We start from the raw sequence: 17,912 nt of genomic DNA, 5'->3' as shown, positions 1-17,912 counted from the left end.
GTGCGCGGGCTCGCCGGACGGCAGACCATGGAGGCGTACCGCGCGGTGTTGGGGCGGGCGGCCGACGCCGTCGAGCAGGCGTGCGGGGCGGGAGATCGTGCCGGGCGGGGAGGGCCGGCTGGACGAGGAGTTGGCGTACGACCTCGGCGCCGGTGTCGTAACCGGCAGTCCGCACGCCAACAGGCTGCCCGAGCTGGCGGCCAGTGAGCGGCCCGTGCCGCACCTACCTGCGCAGACGCGGCATCCGGCACACGATCCCGGAGAAGACCGACAGCCGGGCCGCCCGCCTGCGCAAGGGCTCACGCGGCGGGCGGCCACCGGGCTTCGACGAGGAGCGGTACAGGAAACGCAACACCGTCGAACGGGCCATCAACAAGCTCAAGCACGCCCGAGCAGTGGCCACGCGCTACGACAAACGCGGCTACGTCTACCTCGGCACGGTCACCGCAGCCGCCCTCGTCATCTGGCTCCGCACATGATCGACTTCGCCGAGGCCTCGCTCGTCCAGCTCGCGGCCGATCGCGAGGACGCCGTCGCGCAGGCGCAGCAGCGCGCCGCTCGTGCGGGCCGGCTCCCGGGCCGGGGAGGGGTTCTTCATTGCCGCGGGGAAGGCCTTGGTGTCGAGGTGGTCCACCGTGTCCTGGACGAGTTCCCAGGCGTCCAGGAGGAGGGTCTGCTGGGTGCTGAGCATGGGGAGCAGGGTGACGGGGGTGCCGTCGGTGGTGTGGCTGACCGCGCCGTCGATCCCGAGGGCCACGCTTCCGTGGGCGGTGGCGAGGGTCTGGACGGCGGTCAGCAGCATGCCGGCGGCCTCGCGCAGCGCGGCGCGCGCCTTCCGGGCCCTGCGCCCCTGCGGGGTGTCCTCCTTCTCGGCGGCCAGCAGGGCCAGCGCCTCGTCGCCAAGCTGGTCCTGGGCCGCCAGCAGCGCGGTCACGGCTTCGGCGAAATGGCTCCCGCGGGTGGTCTGCTGGTCGGTGTCCCGTCTCATTGAAGTTTGATCAGTCTCAGCGAAGTTTGACGGGGCGGGATTCGTCTCATCGGACGTTGACTGCGGGCGGATCCGGGCTGTGTCGTGGGTGGCGGCTAGGGTGCGGGGTCGTGGACGCTGCTGATCTTGATTACCGGGCCCGGACCTTGTCGGGCTGTATTCCTGCGTCGCTGGTGACCCGGCTTCTGGAGCTTGGCCACGAGCGGGAAGTGGAGTTCCAGGCCGGGCGCGGGGAGTGGTTCTGCGCGCTGGAGTGGGCGCGGCTGCTCGGCGACCGACGGCAGTACGAGCAGGCGCTGGACGTACTTAATCCGTATATCGCGACGGGCTGGTGGCGGGCCGCCCAGGCCCGAGCCGAGTTGCTGAAGGACTGGGGCAGGGCGCAGGAGGCGATCGAGCTGTCCCGCCCCTACGCACAGGCTGGCGACCGGCTGGTCCTGGAATTCTTCGCGCGTCTGCTGGCTCGCCACGGTCGGGCCGCCGAGGCGCTCGCGCTGCTGCGGCCCGGCGTTGATGACTGGTTCATCGCCCGGGCCCTGGTCGACGTCGCCGAAGCCGCAGGCCAGGACGAGGAGGTGGCGGCGCTGCTGGAAACCCGGATCGAGGCCGCGGTCCCGGCCTGCGACGACCCCGACTGCCACCGGCTCCGCCTGGAGCCGTCCAACGCCTTCGACCTGCTCGCCACCGTCCGGGAACGGCAAGGCTGCGTCGACGAAGCGATCGCCCTGCTGCGCCGCCGGGAGATTACGTCGCTCAATGGCCGTGACGCACTGGCCGACCTGCTGGCCAGGCATGGACGGATTGAGGAACTGCGCGCGTACACCGACTCCGAGTACCACGGACACGCCGCGCAGAGTCTGGCCGAGGTGCTGGAGGCACGCGGCGATGAGGAGGGAGCGATCGCCGTCTACCGGACCTTCGCCGAGAAGCCCCACGGCATGGGGAGTGTAGGCCATCTGCTGGCCCAGCTCTTGGTCCGGCACGGCCGCAGCAACGAGGCGATCGCGGTGGTGCGCGCCCTGGCGGACTCCTCGGGCGGTACGGAGGACTGCGTCGTTGACGCGCTGTGCACCCTGCATGCCGAGCACGGCCGCGCTCAGGAGGCGTTGGCCTACCTCGACGCCCTCAAGGAGCGGCGTGACGGTGAGGAGGAGTGGGACTTCCTCCAGATACGGCTGCCACTCATGGCCGGCTGCGGCCTACTCGACGAAGCGATCGAGCAGGCCCGGGCGCACCCCGAAGGTGGCACCTGGTACGCGGCCTGGTCCCTCTCAGACCTGCTTGCTGAGGCAGGCCGAACCGAGGAAGCCGTCGCCGTCCTCGAACAGCACCCCGCCTCCAACAGCCCCGTGCTGGCCCATCGCCTCATTGACCTCGGACGCATCAACGACGCTGTCCGAGTGCTCCAGAACCGGCCGAGCGCTGAACCGGCCGACGACCCCTGGGCCCGCACCTACTCCAACGAACCACCGTTCTGACGCTGGAGGCCGCGGTCAAACTTCGGTGAGACACGTCAAACTAACTTGAGACGGGTCATCGGTGACCTTTGACAGGCGACCTTGACCGATTGACAGGTGAGCTTGACCGCCCGCTCACACCCGGGTTTGAAGCATCCAACCCGGCCAGAGCGACCCGTCCGACCGCAGCTCCTCGAACTCCAGGGCCGCAGTGAAGCCCAACTCCTCGTACTCGCGCACCATGCGGCCGTCCTCACCGGCCCAGCAGTGCGTCCGGAGCAACCGTGCACCACGGCGGGCGGCCTCGGCCCGGGCATCCGCGACCAGGGCCGTCATGCTGAACTGCCGGAACCTCACCCTGGTCACCAGGAAGTGCAGGTAGAGCTCGGGTTCCTCAACCGCGGGAGCGAACTCCGGAGCCTCGTCGGTCAGCACGGAGCCGCCCGTGACACGGGTGATCAGGTCCCGGCAGATCCGCACCTGCCCGGCCCGGACATGGCGCAGCACCTGCTTGACGATCGGCGGGGGTTTCTCCCACTCCAGCGTCTCGGCCAGGTTGACGTACTGCACCGGGACCAGCCAGGAGCTGTGGTCGTGGAACATCGCCAGGAAGTCCAGCACGTCACCGGGACCGCCTTCGGTGACGTCCATGTCGCTCCACTCCGGCCACTCCTTCCGCTCGATCACGGTGTCCTCCCCCAAGAACCAAGCCCCAACTGACCGCTGATCAATCTACGCCCGTACGGCAACCCCACCGCCGGTCAAGATCAAATGGCGGGGACTTGGTGGTGGTCAAGATCGGATGGCAAACGGTCAAGGTCACCTGTCAGAGGTCAGCCGGTCGACTAACTTCGTTGCGACGGGTCACTCAGGTCTGGGCCCGTTTCGCTGTGACCTGGGGAAAATGGTCTGGGACTGTCCCAACAAACCGGACACAGCGGGCACGGTGGGGCAGTGCTGGGACAAGGGGTCCCAGGTCTGTCCCAGCCCCCCGGGCGGCTGGGGCCAGCCCGCTGCTGGCGACGGTATCGGCCCGCGCCGCGGCCTGGGGGCTGTTCCGGTCGACCTCATCCCGCTGGCGCGGGCACGGCGCCGCTGGTCGTACGGGCGTGCGACCAGCGATTGCCGCATGTCCGACTCCTCCGGTTTTCCTGAAGACCTGCTCGCCCTCCAGCGCCGCTGGTACGCCGCCGAGGCCGCCTGGGCCGCCGACCCGACCGAGGAGAACCGACACGCGCTCGCCGAGGTCGGCGCCGAGCTGTACGCCCATTCGTTCTGGGCCAAGGCCGGCAACCGGCACGAGGCCGCCATGAAGTTGAAGCAGGCCGCCCGGCCGGCGGACCCGGGGCAGGACCCGGCCGCGGCCTGACCCTCGCGGCCGGGTTCCGGCGCCCCGTCCGGGGAAGGGGTCGGGTATGGGCGAGCGCGGCGACCAGAACCGGGAGCCCGTCGGCCCGACCTCGCAGGCCGAGGCCCGTCGGCTGACCGGGGAACTGCGCGCCGCGATCGAGGAGGTCCGCTCCGCCGTCCTGGTCCTGGCGGCGTGGGTGCGCGCCGCGCACCGGGCGCGGGTGTGGACCGCGCTCGGGTACAGCGGGTGGGCCGCGTACGCGGGCGCCGGGTTCCGGGTGAGCCGCTCGACCGCCTACCGGCTGCTCGACCTGGCGGCCGCGGCCGAGGCGATCGAGGACGTCGTCGCCCGCTAGGCCGGACCGGAGCTGTCCCACGCGTGGGACACCGGCCTGGTGCTACCGATGCGGGCGGTCATCGACTTCAAAGGCCGGATCGCGGAGCTCACCGACCTGATCGCCGAACGCCCGGCCGACACCCAGACCAAAGCCGGCCAGCCGCCAGAGAGCGCGGTCGTCGCCGAGATCGTCGCGCGCTCGGTCGCCGACATCCGGTCCCGGCCCGACGTGCCAGCCGACGAGTTCACCGTCTCCAGTGGCCCCGACGGCTGGGAGATCGAGCAGTGGCGCTCCCACGTCGTCCGGGGCCGCGACCTGGCCCGGCAGCGGGTGGTCGTACGCCGCGAGCTCGGCCTGCTCGCCCTCTAGGTCGCCCCCGGCTACCTCTCCGACCGGCAGGCTGACAGGGCGCTGGGCGTCCTCGGTGCGTGGCTCGGCAGCACTGCCGAGCAGTTTCTCGCCGAGCGCCGCTACGCGTGGGCCGTCGAGGGACCGTGGCCGGTCGAAGCCCTCGGCGAAGACCTGCAGGAGCCGCCCTGGAAATCCGGTGGTGTCCCCGGGGATCCGCTGCGGGAAAGATCCCGGGAATCAGGGAAAGAGCTCGGAGCACACATGCTGATGCGGCAGGGCGGGCCCTCCGTTGCAGCGGGGGCCCGCCCCCAGGATGCCGTGGCTCGCCCGGACACGTGGAGTGAGCATTCCGGCGTTTCCAGTGTTACCGACCACGGAGTAACCGGCCAGCCCGAACGGCTTTCCAACCTCGGTTGGAAACCATGAAACAGGCCGTGAGCTGGGGTGATGCCTCGGCTCCCGAATGACGGGCGGGGTGTCGGGAACGGGGTGCCGCAGCGGCCGCGACGGCAGCTTCCCCGGGCGGGCAGCAACATGCCGGGCCGCCCCGGGCGTCTTGCGGGCACGACCGCGCCAGGTCTCGGTGCCGCCTCGAAATTGCTGAAAGGCCGTCGGCTCTGGTGCGGCCGGGCCAGGCTGAGCATTGTTGAAGTCAGCCGCCAGGCAGCCGGGTTGCAGCTCGGGTGCCATGAACAACGGGCGGCCGCCGGCCCCGCTGAGGCGGGGTCTGCCCGGACACGTGGAGAGAAGAGACAGTCATGATCGGGAACGATTCCCGGCACCACCGGCGGTCCTCGTACGCCTTCCAGTTCAGTGTGCTGGCGGTCATCCAGGCGATCATCATCGTGCTGGTGCTGATGGGCAGCTCGCCGGAGACCGCGCTGGCGGTCGCGGGCGGCGGAGGCCTGGCCGCGGCGAAGGTGGCCGCCCTGTTCCTCGCCGGCCCCGCGACCGCCGACCGCCCGGGCCGCCGCCGGAGCGCGCGGTGAGCGCCGGCCCCGGCAACGGGCCCGACGAGCCCGAGGACGCCATCAGGCAGGAGCAGCCGCCGGCGCAGGACCTCCCCTCCCGGCCCGATGCCGCGGAGGACGCGCTCCGGGAGCGGGGACGGGGGCGCGACATGAGCGGGAACGCGCCGCTGACCGTCTTCGCCAAGGGCCTCGCCGACCTGCGGACCGGGGCGGGGAAGTCCCTCGCCGAGGTCGCCAAGGCCGCGGGCTACACGGAATCGACCATGTCGAAGGTCACCAGCACCACCGTGCTGTGCAGCGAGGCGGCGCTGCTCGCCTACGTGACCGCGCTGGGGGCGGATCCCGGGCCGTGGCACGCGGAATGGGAGAGGCTCAGGGGGATGACGGCCGCCGAGCGGATCGCCGTGCCGGGCCTCCCGCCGGACGACGAGGGCGCGCCCGCCGCGGGCCCCGGCAGGTCGGCGGAGCCGCCGGTCCCGCCCGTCCCGCCCGTCCCGCTGCCCACCAGCACCCCGCCGACCCCGGGAGAGCCGGGAGAGCCGGGACAGGCTGTCACTGGCACGAACACGCCACCGCCGCCCGGACCGGTTGAGCAGGAAGCGGAACCGGCCGCTTCCGGGGAGCCGGCGCAGGCCGCCGGTTCCCCGGCACCGCCGATGCCCGCCGAACCCGCACCGCAGGAGGAACCCACCCCGCCGGCCACGCCCGCCCGGCACCCGCGGTCCTGGCTGCGCCCGGTGCCGGCCTGGCCCCGGCGCCACCCGGTCCCCACGGCCCTGGCGGCCGTGACGGCCGCCGCCGTCATCGCAGCGGTCCTGTGGCCCGTCCACGACGGATCCACCGGCCGGTCGACCGCGCCGCCGTCCACCTCACCGGCCCGCTCCTCCCCCGCAGCCGCCCCGCAGCCCTCCACGACGCCGGGCCAGCCGGGCGTCGCCTCCGCCCTGCCGGCATGCTCGAACCCCGGGACCGAGCTGATCCTCACCGCCTCGGCCGACGCCTCCACCGTCCTCGGGGACCTCGCCGGCAGCTACGGTTCCCGCCAGGTCGGCGACCAGTGCCTGCGGGTGAAGGTCATGACGATGAACTCCGGCCTCGCCATGCAGGCCCTGCGGAAGGGATGGCCGGAGACCGGCGCGCCCAGGCCCGACGTGTGGTCACCGGCCTCGGCGGTCTGGCTCCCCCTGGCCCGCCAGAACGCCGCCCCCGGCACGGCCGCCGCAGCGCTCCCCGCCCAGGACCCGCCGCTGATCGCGACCACCCCGCTGGTGGTCGCGATGCCCGAGCCCATGGCCCGCGCACTGGGCTGGCCGGACAAGCGGATCACCTGGAACGACTTCGCGGACTGGGCCCGGAACCCGCAGAACTTCTGGACCCAGCACCAGAACCCCGGGTGGGGTGACTTCCTCCTCGGCAAGACCGACCCCCGCTACTCCACGTCCGGGCTGAACGCCACCATCGCCGCGTTCGCCTCCGCCGGACCGCTCACCCCCGACGGCATCGCCACCGAAGCCGCCCGGACCACCGTGAGCAGGATCGAGCAGTCCGTCGTCCACTACGGCGACACCAGCCTCACCTTCCTCGCCAACCTGCGCCGCGCCGACGACGCCGGCCCCGCCGGCTCCCGGCCCGGCTACTCCTACATCTCCGCCGTCACCGTGGAGGAGAGCGCCGTCGTCGCCTACAACCGCGGCCTGCCCTGCGGAACCCGCAGCGACGACGACGGCTGCCAGCAGAAGACGCCCCCCAAGACCAAGCTCGTCGCCTTCTACCCGACCGACAAGACGCTCTCCTCCGACCACCCCTACATCACCCTCACCGACATCGGCGCACCGAAGAAGACCCTCGCCGACGACTTCCTGACCTACCTGCACTCCGCCCCCGCCCAGGCACTGTTCGGCGACATCGGACTGCGCACCCACGACGCCAAGCCCACCACGTACATCAACCAGGACAACGGGGCGCTCCCCGACGCCCCGCTCACCCCGTTCCCCCTGCCCGCCCCGGAGGTCCTCGACAAGATCCTCAGTGCCTGGCCCGACCTGCGCAAACGCGCCAACGTCCTGCTGGTCATCGACACCTCCGCCTCCATGGACCAGGGGAAGATCGACGGCATCGGCCTGAGCAAGCTCGAACTCCTCAAGCAGGTCGCCGACAAGCTGGTCCAGGGATTCGCCGACCAGGACCGCGTCGGACTGTGGACGTTCTCCTCCGCCGACGTCCTCAACGGAACCTCCAACCACCGCGCCCTGGTCGACATCGGACCGGTCAAAGACCCCTACAGCGGCCGCACCCGCCGCACCGCGCTGACCGACAACATCCGGGCCGTGCGCGCCGGCGGCGGGACCGCCCTCTACGAGACCACCGCCGCCGCGGTCAAGGAACTACGGGACCACTACGACCCCAACGCCATCAACGCCGTCCTCGTCCTGACCGACGGAAAGAACGACAACGACGGCACCGCCGGCCCCCAGGTCAGCATCGACCAGCTGACGCAACAACTCACCGACCCCGCCCAGAAGACGATCCGGGTGTTCACCATCGGCTACGGCATCGACCCCAACAAGAAGGACAAAGACACCACTGACGCCTGGACCGACCTCCAGACCATCGCCCGCGAATCCAAAGCCCGCGCCTACCACGCCGAAGACCCCAAAACCATCCTCGACACCCTCACCAACGTCATCTCCAACTTCTGACCCCGCACAACGGCCCCGACAGCACACCGAACCCGCCACCGGAGCCGACCCAAGCCCCACCCCCGCTGCCCGAGCCCACGCACCGCACGGTGCGTGGGCCCGGGCAGCGGCATCTGCCGGTTGACCGAGCACGCACGCCGAGGCCCGGCGGCGGACCGGGGAACTGCGCGCCGCGACCGAGGAGGTCCGCTCCGCCGTCCTCGCCCTGGCCGCACGGGTACGCGCCGCGCACCGGGCTCGGATGTGGACAGCGCTCGGATACACCGGACGGGCCGCGTACGCGAGCACCGAGTTCCGGGTGAGCCGCTCGACCGCCCACCGGCTGCTCGACCCGGCCGCCGCGGCCGAGGCGATCGAGAACGTCGTCGCCCGCCAGGCCGGACCGGACCTGTCCCACGCGCGGGACACCGGCCTGGTGCTGCCCGTGCGGGCGGTCGTCGACCTCAAGGGCCGCATCGCGGAGCTCACCGACCTGATCGCCGAACGCCCGGCCGACGCCCAAGCCGAGACCGGCGGCGCGCCGCTGGAGCCCGGCCGGGTCGGCGAGACCGTCGCCGGGGCCGTCACGAACTGCGCGAGCGCCCGGACCTGCCGATCGCCGAGCTCGCCGTCGCCGACCGGCCGGGTACGACACCGAGGCATGGCGGCGCCACGTCACCACCGGCCGGACCCTGGCCGCCGAGCAGCAGCACAGCGACCGGGCGCTGGGCGAGATCGCCCTGCGCCTCGCGCCCGCGCACCTCTCCGACCGCAGCGCCCTGACCGTCCCCACGGTCTACGCCGACGACGTCGGCGAGGACCCGGAGCTGTTCCCGGCCTGCCGCCGGTACGCCATCACCGGCGACCGGCACGCCGTCGAGGACGACTACCGCGCCCGCCAGGCCCGCGACTTCCTCGCCCGGCACGGCGAGGAACGGTGAGCGCCGCGGGAACGTGCGGCGCAGCGGCCGGGACGGGGTGCGGGACGGTGCGGGGGCGGTCAGGGTGCCGGGATGGTCCGGACGTCGTAGGCCCAGCCGCGCGGTACGGGGTTGCCCTGGTCCATGCACAGCGCTTCGTAGATGTCGCATGCGAGGCGCTCGGCGGCGTCGGCGGCGGTGATCAGGTCGATCGGGTAGGGGCCGACGATCAGCACGGGGCGCTGCCGGCCGTCGTCGCCGTCGTCCCGGCGGAAGTCGATGTGGAAGCGCTGGGCCTGCTCCTCGTCGGGCACCCGCAGCCGGGGGCGGACGGGCTGCTGGAGCCAGCCCGTGCCCTGGGTGTACTCGTCGAAGTGCTCGATGACGTCCCGGGCCTCCTTGCCGCCGGGAACGGCGGCGGTGAACGCGGCCAGGCCCTCGTCGAGGATCGCCCGGCCCTCGGCGGTGGTCAGGTGCGTGCGGGACATCTGGGCGCCGCGCAGAACCATCCGCAGCGCCATCACCAGCTGGCGGGCATCGATGATGCCCGTCTCGCCGTCGTCCTCGTGCAGGATCCGGCGCAGCTGCAGCCGCACGGTGCGCCCCCAGCACCACGCCTCGGCGTGCCCGATGGTGGCGCCGTGCTCGGTGCGCAGCCACGGCCGCTGCTCGGCGCCGGCCGTGTCGGTGTTGGTGTCGGTCGTCATCTTCTCCCCCTGGTCAGCGGGTCGGTGAGCGGCTCAGCGTAGGGGCCCGGTCCGCTGCCCGGCGACCGGATTCCCCCGCCTGCACCCGGCCTGGCGGGCACGGGGTGCAGGCGGCCGGGCCCGGGGAACGAGGGGGTGCGTTCGGCGGGGCCCGGCCTGTGGGAGGCCAGCCGCACGGGGAGGACATGGCGCGGCTGCTCTGCTCGGCGGCCCGGTGGTGCTGTGGTGGGGCCGCCGTGGCGCAGACACTAGACCCGCTGATCGGTGGTGGCCAGGGGTGTGACCTGCGATTTTTCGGCCGCGAACATGCCACCCGGTGGCGGCGGCTCAGCTGCCGGCCTGCCAGCTGTCGAGGACGGCTTCGTAGAGGCGTTCCGACCCGGCCCGGCGGGCGGGGTCGTCCTGGTTGGTCATCGCGTGTTCCAGGAGCCGGACCACGGTGGCAGGGTCGGCGTCGGCGGGGGCGTCCAGGAACACCTGCGGGCCGTCGCCGTCGATCAGGCACTCGTTGTCCCAGCCGTACGACCAGCCGCCGCCGGCGCTCCAGTTCACGGTGAGCAGCAGGACGGAGTCCGGGGTCTCGGGGTGGTCGTGGGGGTCGTGGCTGCCGGCGCCCCATCCGAGCTGCGCGCACAGTGCTCGGCCGCCGGGCGGGCTGTTCTCCTCCCACAGCTCCCAGCCGCCGGGGCCGCGTCCGATCTCCTCCAGTTCGGTGACGACCTGCGCGATGTAGTCGCGGTGCGGCAGGTGGCCGCCGCTGTGCTCCAGGACCTCGGGCATGATGCACTCCTCCAGCGATGCGGGCCGGGCGTCTCCCGGCCCGCCGAATCAGCTTCAGGCGGGTTGCCTGTGGACAGAGCCGGCTGTCTTCCGGCCCCGCCGACCGCAGCTCCTACAGGTGCGGGCCGATCGCCAGCACGGTGAGCACCGCGTGCTCCTGGCCGTGGTCGCTGGCGGCCGGCTCCCAGCTCCACCACAGCCGCCAGGCGCCGGCGCCCTGGTCGACGTACGACGTCCACGCTCGGCGCCCGCCGTGGCCGGGCAGGCCGGGGTATGGGTGGGAGCAGAGGCCGGGGTGGCGGGGGTCGGCGGCCAGGCGCTCCAGGGCGTGGCGGACCCGGCGCAGCCGGGCGGGGTCGGCGCGGCGGCCGCGTTCCAGGCGGGTCAGGGTGCGGGCGGCGGCGGGGGCGTAGTGGAGCGTCGGCAACGCGGGTCTCCTTCGCTGCGGGCATGAAGAAGGGCCCGCCTCCCGGTGACGGGATGCGGGCCCTTGGCCTCTTTTCGGTTTTAGTCAACTCATTCAGGTTCGCGTGACCTAAATGGATTTCCCGGCCGCGTTTTCGGCGGCCGAGAAATCGTTTTTCCGGCGACACGGAGGTGTCGCGGAGGGGTTCGAGGGTCAGTCGGTGGTCTGTCGGGACTACAGCTCGACGTCCATCCAGGCGATGTCGTTCAGGTCGACGTCCAGGCGCCGGGCGCGGCCGCCCTGGCGGAAGTAGTGCTCGCCGAGGGCGTCGGCCAGGATCTGCTCCTGTTCGGCCTGGGTGGCTCCGGCGTCCCGGGCCGCGTAGAGGGCCTGGGCGACCTCGCCGGGCATCTTCTGCGTGATCGCGCGCTGGCGGGGGTCGTCGGTGGAGGCGGCCGCCGCGCTGTAGCCGAAGGTCGCCTGGATGTGGAGCATGAAGCCGTTCTTCTCCGCATCGCGGCGCACGCGCTGCTTCACCCGCGGCTGCCAGGCCGCCCGCACCGCGCGCTCGACCTTGGCCGCGTTCGCCTTGGCCATCGGGATGTCGCCCTTCAGCTCGCCCTCGGCGACGGCCTTGAGGGCGTGCACCCAGCGCTGCGCGGTGCGCACCGAGACGCCGGCGGCCTGGGCGAGGGCGGTGGTGTCCTCCTTGGCGACCTTCTCCCACAGGAACTTCACCCTGGTGTTGAGGTGCGCCGGGATGGGGCGGGTGCGCTCGGCGCGCTCCAGGCCCTCGTCGATCTCCCCCACGGGGCATCGGTCCTTCCCTCCGCCCCGGCCGGGGCGGCTCGTGTTCGTGTGGTGGAGTGGGCGGCCCGCCGGGCGGGTGCCAACGGGCCGCAGGGGGACTACTCGTCGGCGGAGACGACGCCGCCAGTCTTGATGTGCCGGGCCGGGTTCGCCTGGTCGGCGATGAGTTCGGCGATCTCCGGCATCGGCCGGGAGCCCTCGAACTTCACCATCCCGGGCGAGACCCCGAGGCGCAGCGAGGTGGTGAGGGTGCCGTCCGGCTTGGTGAGGATGTCCAGGGCGCCCGGCCCTGGGGCGGCGAAGACCGCGCAGTCGGACAGGACGGCGAAGCAGCGCAGGCCGGTGTCGGCGGCCATCTTGCGCAGCTTGCGGTGGAGGTTGACGGTGGCGGTGTCGATGACCAGGGCGCGCATCAGCGGGTCCCAGGTCGGGCGCTCCAGTGCGGCCCAGCGCTCGCCGGGCTTGTAGCCGTGCCCGCGCGGGCGCTCCCTGAACTTCCCCACGGTGCCCTTGGCGGTCTGCTTGATCGCGGTGAGCACCGCCAGCTCCGCCGGGTCGCCGGTCGCCTTGAGGTTCGCCATGGCGTCCAGGAACGCGAGCGGGTCGGTGTCGGCGAGGTCGCCCGGGACGCCGAGCGCAGCCATCGTCTCCAGGTACGCGGCCCGCAGCCGCTTGTGCCACGGGTCCAGGTACGGGCCGTGCTCGTGGCGCAGCCACCCCTCCAGCGGCCGCACGGTCGCGCCGAGCTCCACGGCGTACGCCACCTTCACCGTGGAGTACCAGGCCGGCCCGGTCGGCCGGGAGCCGTCCGCGGAGAACGGCGAGGGCAGCAGCGGGTCGGTGTCGACGTGGGAGAGGTCGACCAGCCAGGAGCCCGGGATCGTCTTGTCGAAGGCGGGGTTGAGCTCGTGGACCGGCCCGGACAACGGCAGCGACAGACGGCCGGCGGCCGCGAGGAAGGCCATGTTCACATCGAGGCCCACCGCGAACGGCGCCGCCTTCTCCGTGTCGGTCAGGTCGCGGTGCCAGTCCCAGGCCTCGGTCACCAGCTCGGCGCCCGGCTCGCGGTCCTGGGCGAGGGGGTGGACGTCCGGGACCTCCGGCGGCGCCGGGTCGAACGCGTCCTTCGGGCGGGAGCCCTCCACCGCACCCGACATCCAGCCCGTGTCGGTGCGCACCGCGCGGGTGGGCGGGCGCAGCGCGGTGACGAGTTCGAGGCCGGAGACGGCGGTGGAGCCGCGCGGGGTGAGGACCCGGGTGGCGTAGGTGCCGAGGAGGCGGGCCAGGCCGGGGGCATCCAGGCCGTCGGGGATGGTCCAGCCGCCGGACGCGAGCGCGCCCCAGGCGGGGATGCACAGCTGCACGCAGACGCGCTTGCCGTCCTCGGGGGTGCGGTAGACCCTGGCCCACGGGCCGAGGCCGCGCCGGGTGAGCAGCCAGCCGGCCCTCTCCAGCGCCTTGACGGCTTTGTGGGTCTTCGGCAGCGCGCCCAGGCGCTGGACAAACTCCTTCTTCTCGTCCCGGCCCATCGGCGGCAGGCCGAGCTCGGCGAGCGCGGCGTCGGAGACGACGACCAGGGCGTCGCCGTCCTTGCCGTGCCGGTGCAGCCGCGGCGAGCCCAGGCGTGCCTCCAGCGTCCACTCGACGACGTCGGCGAGCGTGCGCCCGGCCGGCGCGGTCGGCGCCTGGGTGCCGTCGGCGAGGTAGGCCACCAGGGCCTTGCCGGACGGGGCAACGTCCAGCACCGCGAGCGGGCCGGCCGGGAAGCGCGCGGCCGCGGCCGTCTCCCAGTCCGACGGCCCCTCGGCCTTGGCGGCCTTCTTCGCCGGGGTCTTGCGCGCCGGGGCCTTCGGAGCCCGCGCTGAGGAGGCCGGGCGCGGCGTGTTCGCCGGCGTGGGGGCGGTCGGAGCAGCCGCGGGAGCGGGCACGGTGCGCTCGGCGGTGACGGCCTCGACGAACGCGGCCGCGGCGGCCGGGGCGGCCTGGAGGAGTCCGGCGACGCCGGTGTCGGGAGTGCACCAGCCGCCCACATGCATCGGCCGGCCCTGCGCGCGATACGGCGTCAGCCGCCCGCACCGCACACACGGCGCCGACGGACCGGCGACCAGTTCCCCGCCCGCCGTCCGATCCAGCTCCACCACCGCCTGGTCCCCGCCACCGAACGCCGCCGAGACAGGCTCGGCACCAGCGGGAGCGACCGGAGCCGGCGCCGGGACCACCGCGGGCGCGGCCACGACGGCCGCCGCCGGAGCATCCGGGGCCGGGACGGCGGGCGGCTGATCGACGGACCGCACAAGGCCGGCGGCCTGCGCCCGGCGCAGCCACTCGCTGGGCTCGACCGTGCCGTGCTGCAGCGCCAGCGTCGCCAGGAACCTGATGTACACCTCGCGCTTCGGCGGGCGCGGCTCGGTCGTCCCGGCCTCCCACCGCACGATCGTCTCCCGACGGGTCTTCAGCGCCGCCGCCAGCTCCTCCTGGGTGTACTCGCCGGCCTTGCGCAGCCGCTCCCGCTCCGCGGGCACTGGCAGGTCATCCACCGGCTTCGGCCGCGCCAGCAGCGCGTCGATCGACGCGAACAGGTCCTCACTCATCGACACCTCACCTCCAGCACACACTCTAGCGTGAAAGTAACTTGCGGATCGCACATTTCAAACGAACATCACCGGTTCGGGGCATGCCGAAAACTGTGACGGAGCACCGCAGTTTGCGAATGGTGCACGGTGGTTTGCGAGCGGCCAGGATCCTTCGCCTGACCTGGGGTTTTGTCGCCGATGCGGGCCGTTTCGCAGTCAGCGCTCGCAAGGTGTCGTGCTCCAACCTCGCAATGTGCGGTGCACCGCCCCGGCCCTGACCAGCGGGTTCTAAACGATCACTCGCAAACTGCGGTGCTCCGTCACAAAAACGCGCCGCTGACAGCAGGGGGTCTGTGCACCACGGACGGGGGGTCTACCCACCACGCGGACGGGGGTCTACCCACCACGCGGACACCATGAATAGAAGTAGTAAGAGAAGTGCGCGAGCCTCCCGGACGCCGAAGGCATCTACAGGTGGCTTCGCGCGACGCGCTCGGCCCGGTCGACCGGGCCGAGCCGCTAGATCGTGATCACCGTCTGGGTTCCGCCGACAACGGCGGCACGGCGCGACACCGGCAGCAGCTTCAGCGCATGGGTGGGGCCGACCACGAGATCGACCACGGCAATGCCGTAGTGCGTCGAGAGCCGGTCGAGGTCGGCCACCGCCCACGCGCTGCCGCCGGACAGCTTGCGGCTGACCTGCGCCTGGCTGAACCCCAGCCCGCGGGCCAGGTCTTCCTGCGACTCGCCCGTGGCGCGCAGCAGTGCCGCCACCGTGGCCCGCAGCAGGTTCTCCGTCGCCGACACCCCCATATGCACCCTCCGAATAGACCATGCGGCCCACGTATAACGACTGGTCAGGACCCTGGTGACGGGCTCGGCCGGCTCGGCGACGGCACCCTGCCGACCGAGGGGGTGGCGTCGTGGGTGACGCCACCCCTGGCGTCACCCACGACGCCCAATATCTAGAACCAGAACTCCAGAACCGTCGGCTGCGCCCTCCCGGACGGCCGTAGGCCAGGTGACGGGTGGCTGCGCGCGCGAGGGCGGGTCGGCGGCCGACGGAGTCAGAGCCCGGGTCCGCCTTCGAGGGCCGTGCTGGAGAAGCGGCCGTACCAGCCGTCGAAGTGCAGGTCGCAGGACTTTCCGGTGTGCCCGTCGGCGGACTTCTCGACGGTCACGGTGATGCGGCGGCGCGGGGCTGCGCCGTTGTTGCGCAGCATGAGGACGGTGTCCGCAATCCTCCAGGCGCCGGCCGGGATGTTCTCGGGCTTCGGGTTCTCGTCCTCGAACGGGTGCTGGAGGTGGGTGGCCAGGAGGAGTGTGATGCCGTGCTCCTCCGCGATCGCGGGCAACTGGGCGGCGACAGCAGCCAGTGCCTCCTCCGAGACGTCGCGGTGGATGCCGTCGGCGAGGGCGGAGTAGTAGTCGAGGACGGCGACGCCCGGGGTCCAGCCCTCGGAGGCCATGCGCTTGAGCATGGCGCGCAACTTGGCGGGCCGCACCGAGTCGTCGCCGGCGGTGAGGATTCGCGCTCCGGCGATGTGGTTGTACGCCGCTTTGAGCAGGTCGAAGTGATGGTCAGTCGAGCCTGCGCCGGAAAGCGCGCGGATCGGGATCAGGCACTCCGCCGCGATCAACCGCTGGTGGACGAAGTGGCTGTCGTTCTCCGCGCTGATGATCCCAGCGCCACGGCCGAAGATGAGTGCGGCGCGGGCGGCGATGGTATGGGTGAAGAACGACTTGCCGGTGGTTGCGGGGCCAGCGACCACGACCACCTGTCCGGCTTTGAGGGTGAGCAGCTCGTTGATCTCGGGCCAGGCCGTGTTGAAGGGCTGGGGCTTGAGCTGGGGCGGCACGGTGCCGGTGTCGTTCAAGGCATGGTCCTTCGGCGAGAGGGTGAACGGGCGTCCGTCCGGTCAGCTCTGCGGCCGACCGGACGAGACGGGTCTAAGGCCTGTCTCCTGATTTTGTCGGATCAGGGCCAGGCGGAGCCCGTAGATCGTCTTCTGCGGGGCAATCTCGGATTCGAACGGGGCGACGGAGCCCGGGGGCGGGTTAAGGCCGCCACAGAGGCCTCCAGGGTCGTTCTCGGGGCTGTTCAGCCGTGAGCCATGGAGGCCAGGCGGGCCATGTGGCCCTGGAAGGACAGCTGGACGACCCGGCCGTTCGGCCCGTTGCGGTTCTTGGCGATGATCGCTTCCACCGTCCCGGCGGTCGGTCCGGTGTCGGTGCCGTCCTCGGCGAGCTCGCGGTGCAGCAGGATGATCACGTTGGAGTCCTGCTCGATCGAGCTGGACTCCTTGAAGTCGGACACCAGCGGGCGGCGGCCGACGGCGCCGCGGTTGAACTGGGCCAGGGCGACCACCGGGATCTCGAACTCCACCGCGATGTTCTTCAAGCCGCGGCTGATGTCGCCGATCTCCTTGGCGCGGGTGTCGTTGGCCTTGCCGTTCTCCGGGGTCATCAGCTGGAGGTAGTCGGCCACCAGCATGGCTGGCGGGTGGCCCTGGGAGGCCATCCACCGCAGCTTCGCCCGCAGCTTGGACAGGGTCTGACCGGGCGCGTCGTCCAGGATGAAGTTGTGCGCGTTGCGCATCCGGTCGGACACCCGGGCGATGCGCTGCCAGTCGTCGTCGTCCAGCTTGTGCTTGACCAGGCGGTCCAGGAACACCCCGGACTCGGCGGAGGTCAGGCGGGCCATCAGCTCGTCGCCCATCATCTCCATGCTCGCCACCAGCACCGGCCGGTTGCGGTGCAGGGCGACGTGCGCGGCCAGGTTCATCCCGAACAGCGACTTGCCGCCGGCGGTCGCAGCCCCGATCATCACCAGCTGGCCGGGGCGCAACGAGACGACCTCGCTGATGTCGGGCCAGGGCGTGTCCAGGGCGCGCGGGTCGACGCCGGCCTCCTGGGAGTCGATGAACTCCTGCCACCGGTCGGCCACCGACAGCTTCTGCTCCGCGACGGCGGTCCCGGCGACCAGCTGCTGGAGCTCGGCCATCGCGGCCTGGACGACCTCGGGAGCCTCGCCGAGCGCGGCGTAGCCGCGGGCCGCCATCCGGGTGCCGGTCTCAATGACCTGCCGGAAGGCCGCCAGGTCGCGCACCGTCTCGGCGTAGTGCTCGGCGTTGGCCGCCGTCGGCACCGCGTTGACGCAGGTGTGCAGGTAGCCGGGGCCGCCGACCTTGGCCAGCTCGCCCCGGGAGGTCAGCTCGCCGCCGACCAGGATCGGGTCGATGTCGACCTTCGCGCCGGTGCGGTCGTGCAGGTCCCGGATCGCGTTGTAGATCACCTCGTGCGCCGGGCGGTAGAAGTCACCGGGCCCGCGCAGCGTGCCGATCACCGCGTCGATCGCCGGACGCGACAGCATCATCGCGCCCAGCACGGCCTGCTCGGCCTCGATGTCGTTGGGCTGCTCCCGCTCCAGCGCCTGGCGAGCGGCCGGCACCGGCAGGCCGGTGTCGTACGGCTCCGGCTCGTCAAAGTCGTCATCGATGTCGATCGGGTCGTCTGCAATGCTCATGGGTGGAACTCCTGTGTGAAGTGGGCGGTTCCGCAGGGCGGCTGGACCATGCCGGGT

At 72.2% G+C, this 17,912-nt stretch carries 17 protein-coding genes and 1 pseudogene; 7 read left to right on the top strand and 11 right to left on the bottom strand.

The window, feature by feature from the left end:
* Positions 1-218: 218 nt before the first annotated feature.
* Positions 219-479 (top strand): annotated as a pseudogene (locus ACFVFS_RS24170) (IS5/IS1182 family transposase); the annotation flags it as partial.
* On the opposite strand, the gene ACFVFS_RS24165 reads toward ACFVFS_RS24170, so the two are convergent.
* On the bottom strand, positions 428-988 hold the full coding sequence (locus tag ACFVFS_RS24165) for a hypothetical protein (RefSeq protein WP_380626752.1): 561 nt from the start codon (positions 986-988) through the stop codon (positions 428-430). The pseudogene ACFVFS_RS24170 and the gene ACFVFS_RS24165 overlap by 52 nt on opposite strands.
* A 110-nt stretch (positions 989-1,098) precedes the next feature.
* Between ACFVFS_RS24165 and ACFVFS_RS24160 the strand changes: the two genes are divergently transcribed.
* Positions 1,099-2,466 carry a tetratricopeptide repeat protein gene (locus ACFVFS_RS24160; protein WP_380626751.1) on the top strand — a complete coding sequence of 456 codons (1,368 nt, stop codon included), beginning with the start codon at positions 1,099-1,101 and terminating at the stop codon, positions 2,464-2,466.
* 114 nt (positions 2,467-2,580) lie between these two features.
* Here ACFVFS_RS24160 and ACFVFS_RS24155 read toward each other — a convergent pair whose 3' ends face one another.
* Positions 2,581-3,132 carry a GNAT family N-acetyltransferase gene (locus ACFVFS_RS24155; RefSeq protein ID WP_380626750.1) on the bottom strand — a complete coding sequence of 184 codons (552 nt, stop codon included), beginning with the start codon at positions 3,130-3,132 and terminating at the stop codon, positions 2,581-2,583.
* A 442-nt stretch (positions 3,133-3,574) separates the two neighbouring features.
* Between ACFVFS_RS24155 and ACFVFS_RS24150 the strand changes: the two genes are divergently transcribed.
* From ACFVFS_RS24150 to ACFVFS_RS24130, 5 genes are all read left to right on the top strand, one after another.
* Complete coding sequence (locus tag ACFVFS_RS24150) at positions 3,575-3,814, top strand: hypothetical protein (protein WP_380626749.1); 240 nt, start codon at positions 3,575-3,577, stop codon at positions 3,812-3,814.
* 46 nt (positions 3,815-3,860) lie between these two features.
* A complete protein-coding gene (locus ACFVFS_RS24145; protein WP_380626748.1) occupies positions 3,861-4,151 on the top strand; it encodes a hypothetical protein in 291 nt (96 codons plus the stop codon).
* 39 nt (positions 4,152-4,190) lie between these two features.
* Entirely contained in the window at positions 4,191-4,502 is a 312-nt protein-coding gene (locus ACFVFS_RS24140) for a hypothetical protein (protein WP_380626747.1), read from the top strand.
* A gap of 740 nt (positions 4,503-5,242) precedes the next feature.
* Positions 5,243-5,473, top strand: coding sequence for a hypothetical protein (locus ACFVFS_RS24135; RefSeq protein ID WP_380626746.1), 231 nt, complete (start codon positions 5,243-5,245; stop codon positions 5,471-5,473).
* A complete protein-coding gene (locus ACFVFS_RS24130) occupies positions 5,470-8,154 on the top strand; it encodes a substrate-binding domain-containing protein (protein WP_380626745.1) in 2,685 nt (894 codons plus the stop codon). The genes ACFVFS_RS24135 and ACFVFS_RS24130 overlap by 4 nt, the downstream gene beginning before the upstream one ends.
* A 563-nt stretch (positions 8,155-8,717) precedes the next feature.
* On the opposite strand, the gene ACFVFS_RS24125 is transcribed toward ACFVFS_RS24130, so the two are convergent.
* The 9 genes from ACFVFS_RS24125 to ACFVFS_RS24085 all read right to left on the bottom strand — a co-directional run bounded on the left by ACFVFS_RS24125 (position 8,718) and on the right by ACFVFS_RS24085 (position 17,855).
* Complete coding sequence (locus ACFVFS_RS24125) at positions 8,718-9,059, bottom strand: hypothetical protein (RefSeq protein ID WP_380626744.1); 342 nt, start codon at positions 9,057-9,059, stop codon at positions 8,718-8,720.
* Between the two features lie 74 nt (positions 9,060-9,133).
* Complete coding sequence (locus tag ACFVFS_RS24120) at positions 9,134-9,760, bottom strand: hypothetical protein (protein ID WP_380626743.1); 627 nt, start codon at positions 9,758-9,760, stop codon at positions 9,134-9,136.
* A 327-nt stretch (positions 9,761-10,087) separates the two neighbouring features.
* Positions 10,088-10,540 carry a hypothetical protein gene (locus ACFVFS_RS24115; protein WP_380626742.1) on the bottom strand — a complete coding sequence of 151 codons (453 nt, stop codon included), beginning with the start codon at positions 10,538-10,540 and terminating at the stop codon, positions 10,088-10,090.
* A gap of 112 nt (positions 10,541-10,652) precedes the next feature.
* Complete coding sequence (locus ACFVFS_RS24110) at positions 10,653-10,967, bottom strand: hypothetical protein (protein ID WP_380626741.1); 315 nt, start codon at positions 10,965-10,967, stop codon at positions 10,653-10,655.
* 213 nt (positions 10,968-11,180) lie between these two features.
* Complete coding sequence (tpg, locus tag ACFVFS_RS24105) at positions 11,181-11,756, bottom strand: telomere-protecting terminal protein Tpg (protein WP_380626739.1); 576 nt, start codon at positions 11,754-11,756, stop codon at positions 11,181-11,183.
* 98 nt (positions 11,757-11,854) lie between these two features.
* Positions 11,855-14,347 carry a telomere-associated protein Tap gene (gene tap / locus ACFVFS_RS24100; RefSeq protein WP_380626738.1) on the bottom strand — a complete coding sequence of 831 codons (2,493 nt, stop codon included), beginning with the start codon at positions 14,345-14,347 and terminating at the stop codon, positions 11,855-11,857.
* Between the two features lie 501 nt (positions 14,348-14,848).
* Positions 14,849-15,136: a helix-turn-helix domain-containing protein gene (locus tag ACFVFS_RS24095; RefSeq protein ID WP_380626735.1), complete on the bottom strand. Its 288-nt coding sequence runs from the start codon at positions 15,134-15,136 to the stop codon at positions 14,849-14,851.
* Positions 15,137-15,396: 260 nt separating this feature from the next.
* Positions 15,397-16,206 (bottom strand): DnaB-like helicase C-terminal domain-containing protein, encoded by an 810-nt coding sequence (locus tag ACFVFS_RS24090; RefSeq protein WP_380626734.1) that lies wholly within the window; start codon positions 16,204-16,206, stop codon positions 15,397-15,399.
* A 224-nt stretch (positions 16,207-16,430) separates the two neighbouring features.
* The gene (locus ACFVFS_RS24085) at positions 16,431-17,855 is read right to left on the bottom strand and encodes a replicative DNA helicase (RefSeq protein WP_380626733.1); all 1,425 of its coding nucleotides are present in this window, start codon (positions 17,853-17,855) and stop codon (positions 16,431-16,433) included.
* Positions 17,856-17,912 lie beyond the last annotated feature (57 nt).

This window comes from Kitasatospora sp. NPDC057692, from assembly GCF_042799475.1.
Lineage (GTDB): Bacteria > Actinomycetota > Actinomycetes > Streptomycetales > Streptomycetaceae > Kitasatospora.
The sequence above is the reverse complement of the archived record's forward strand: the minus strand, read 5'-3'. Positions and strand labels throughout refer to the sequence as shown.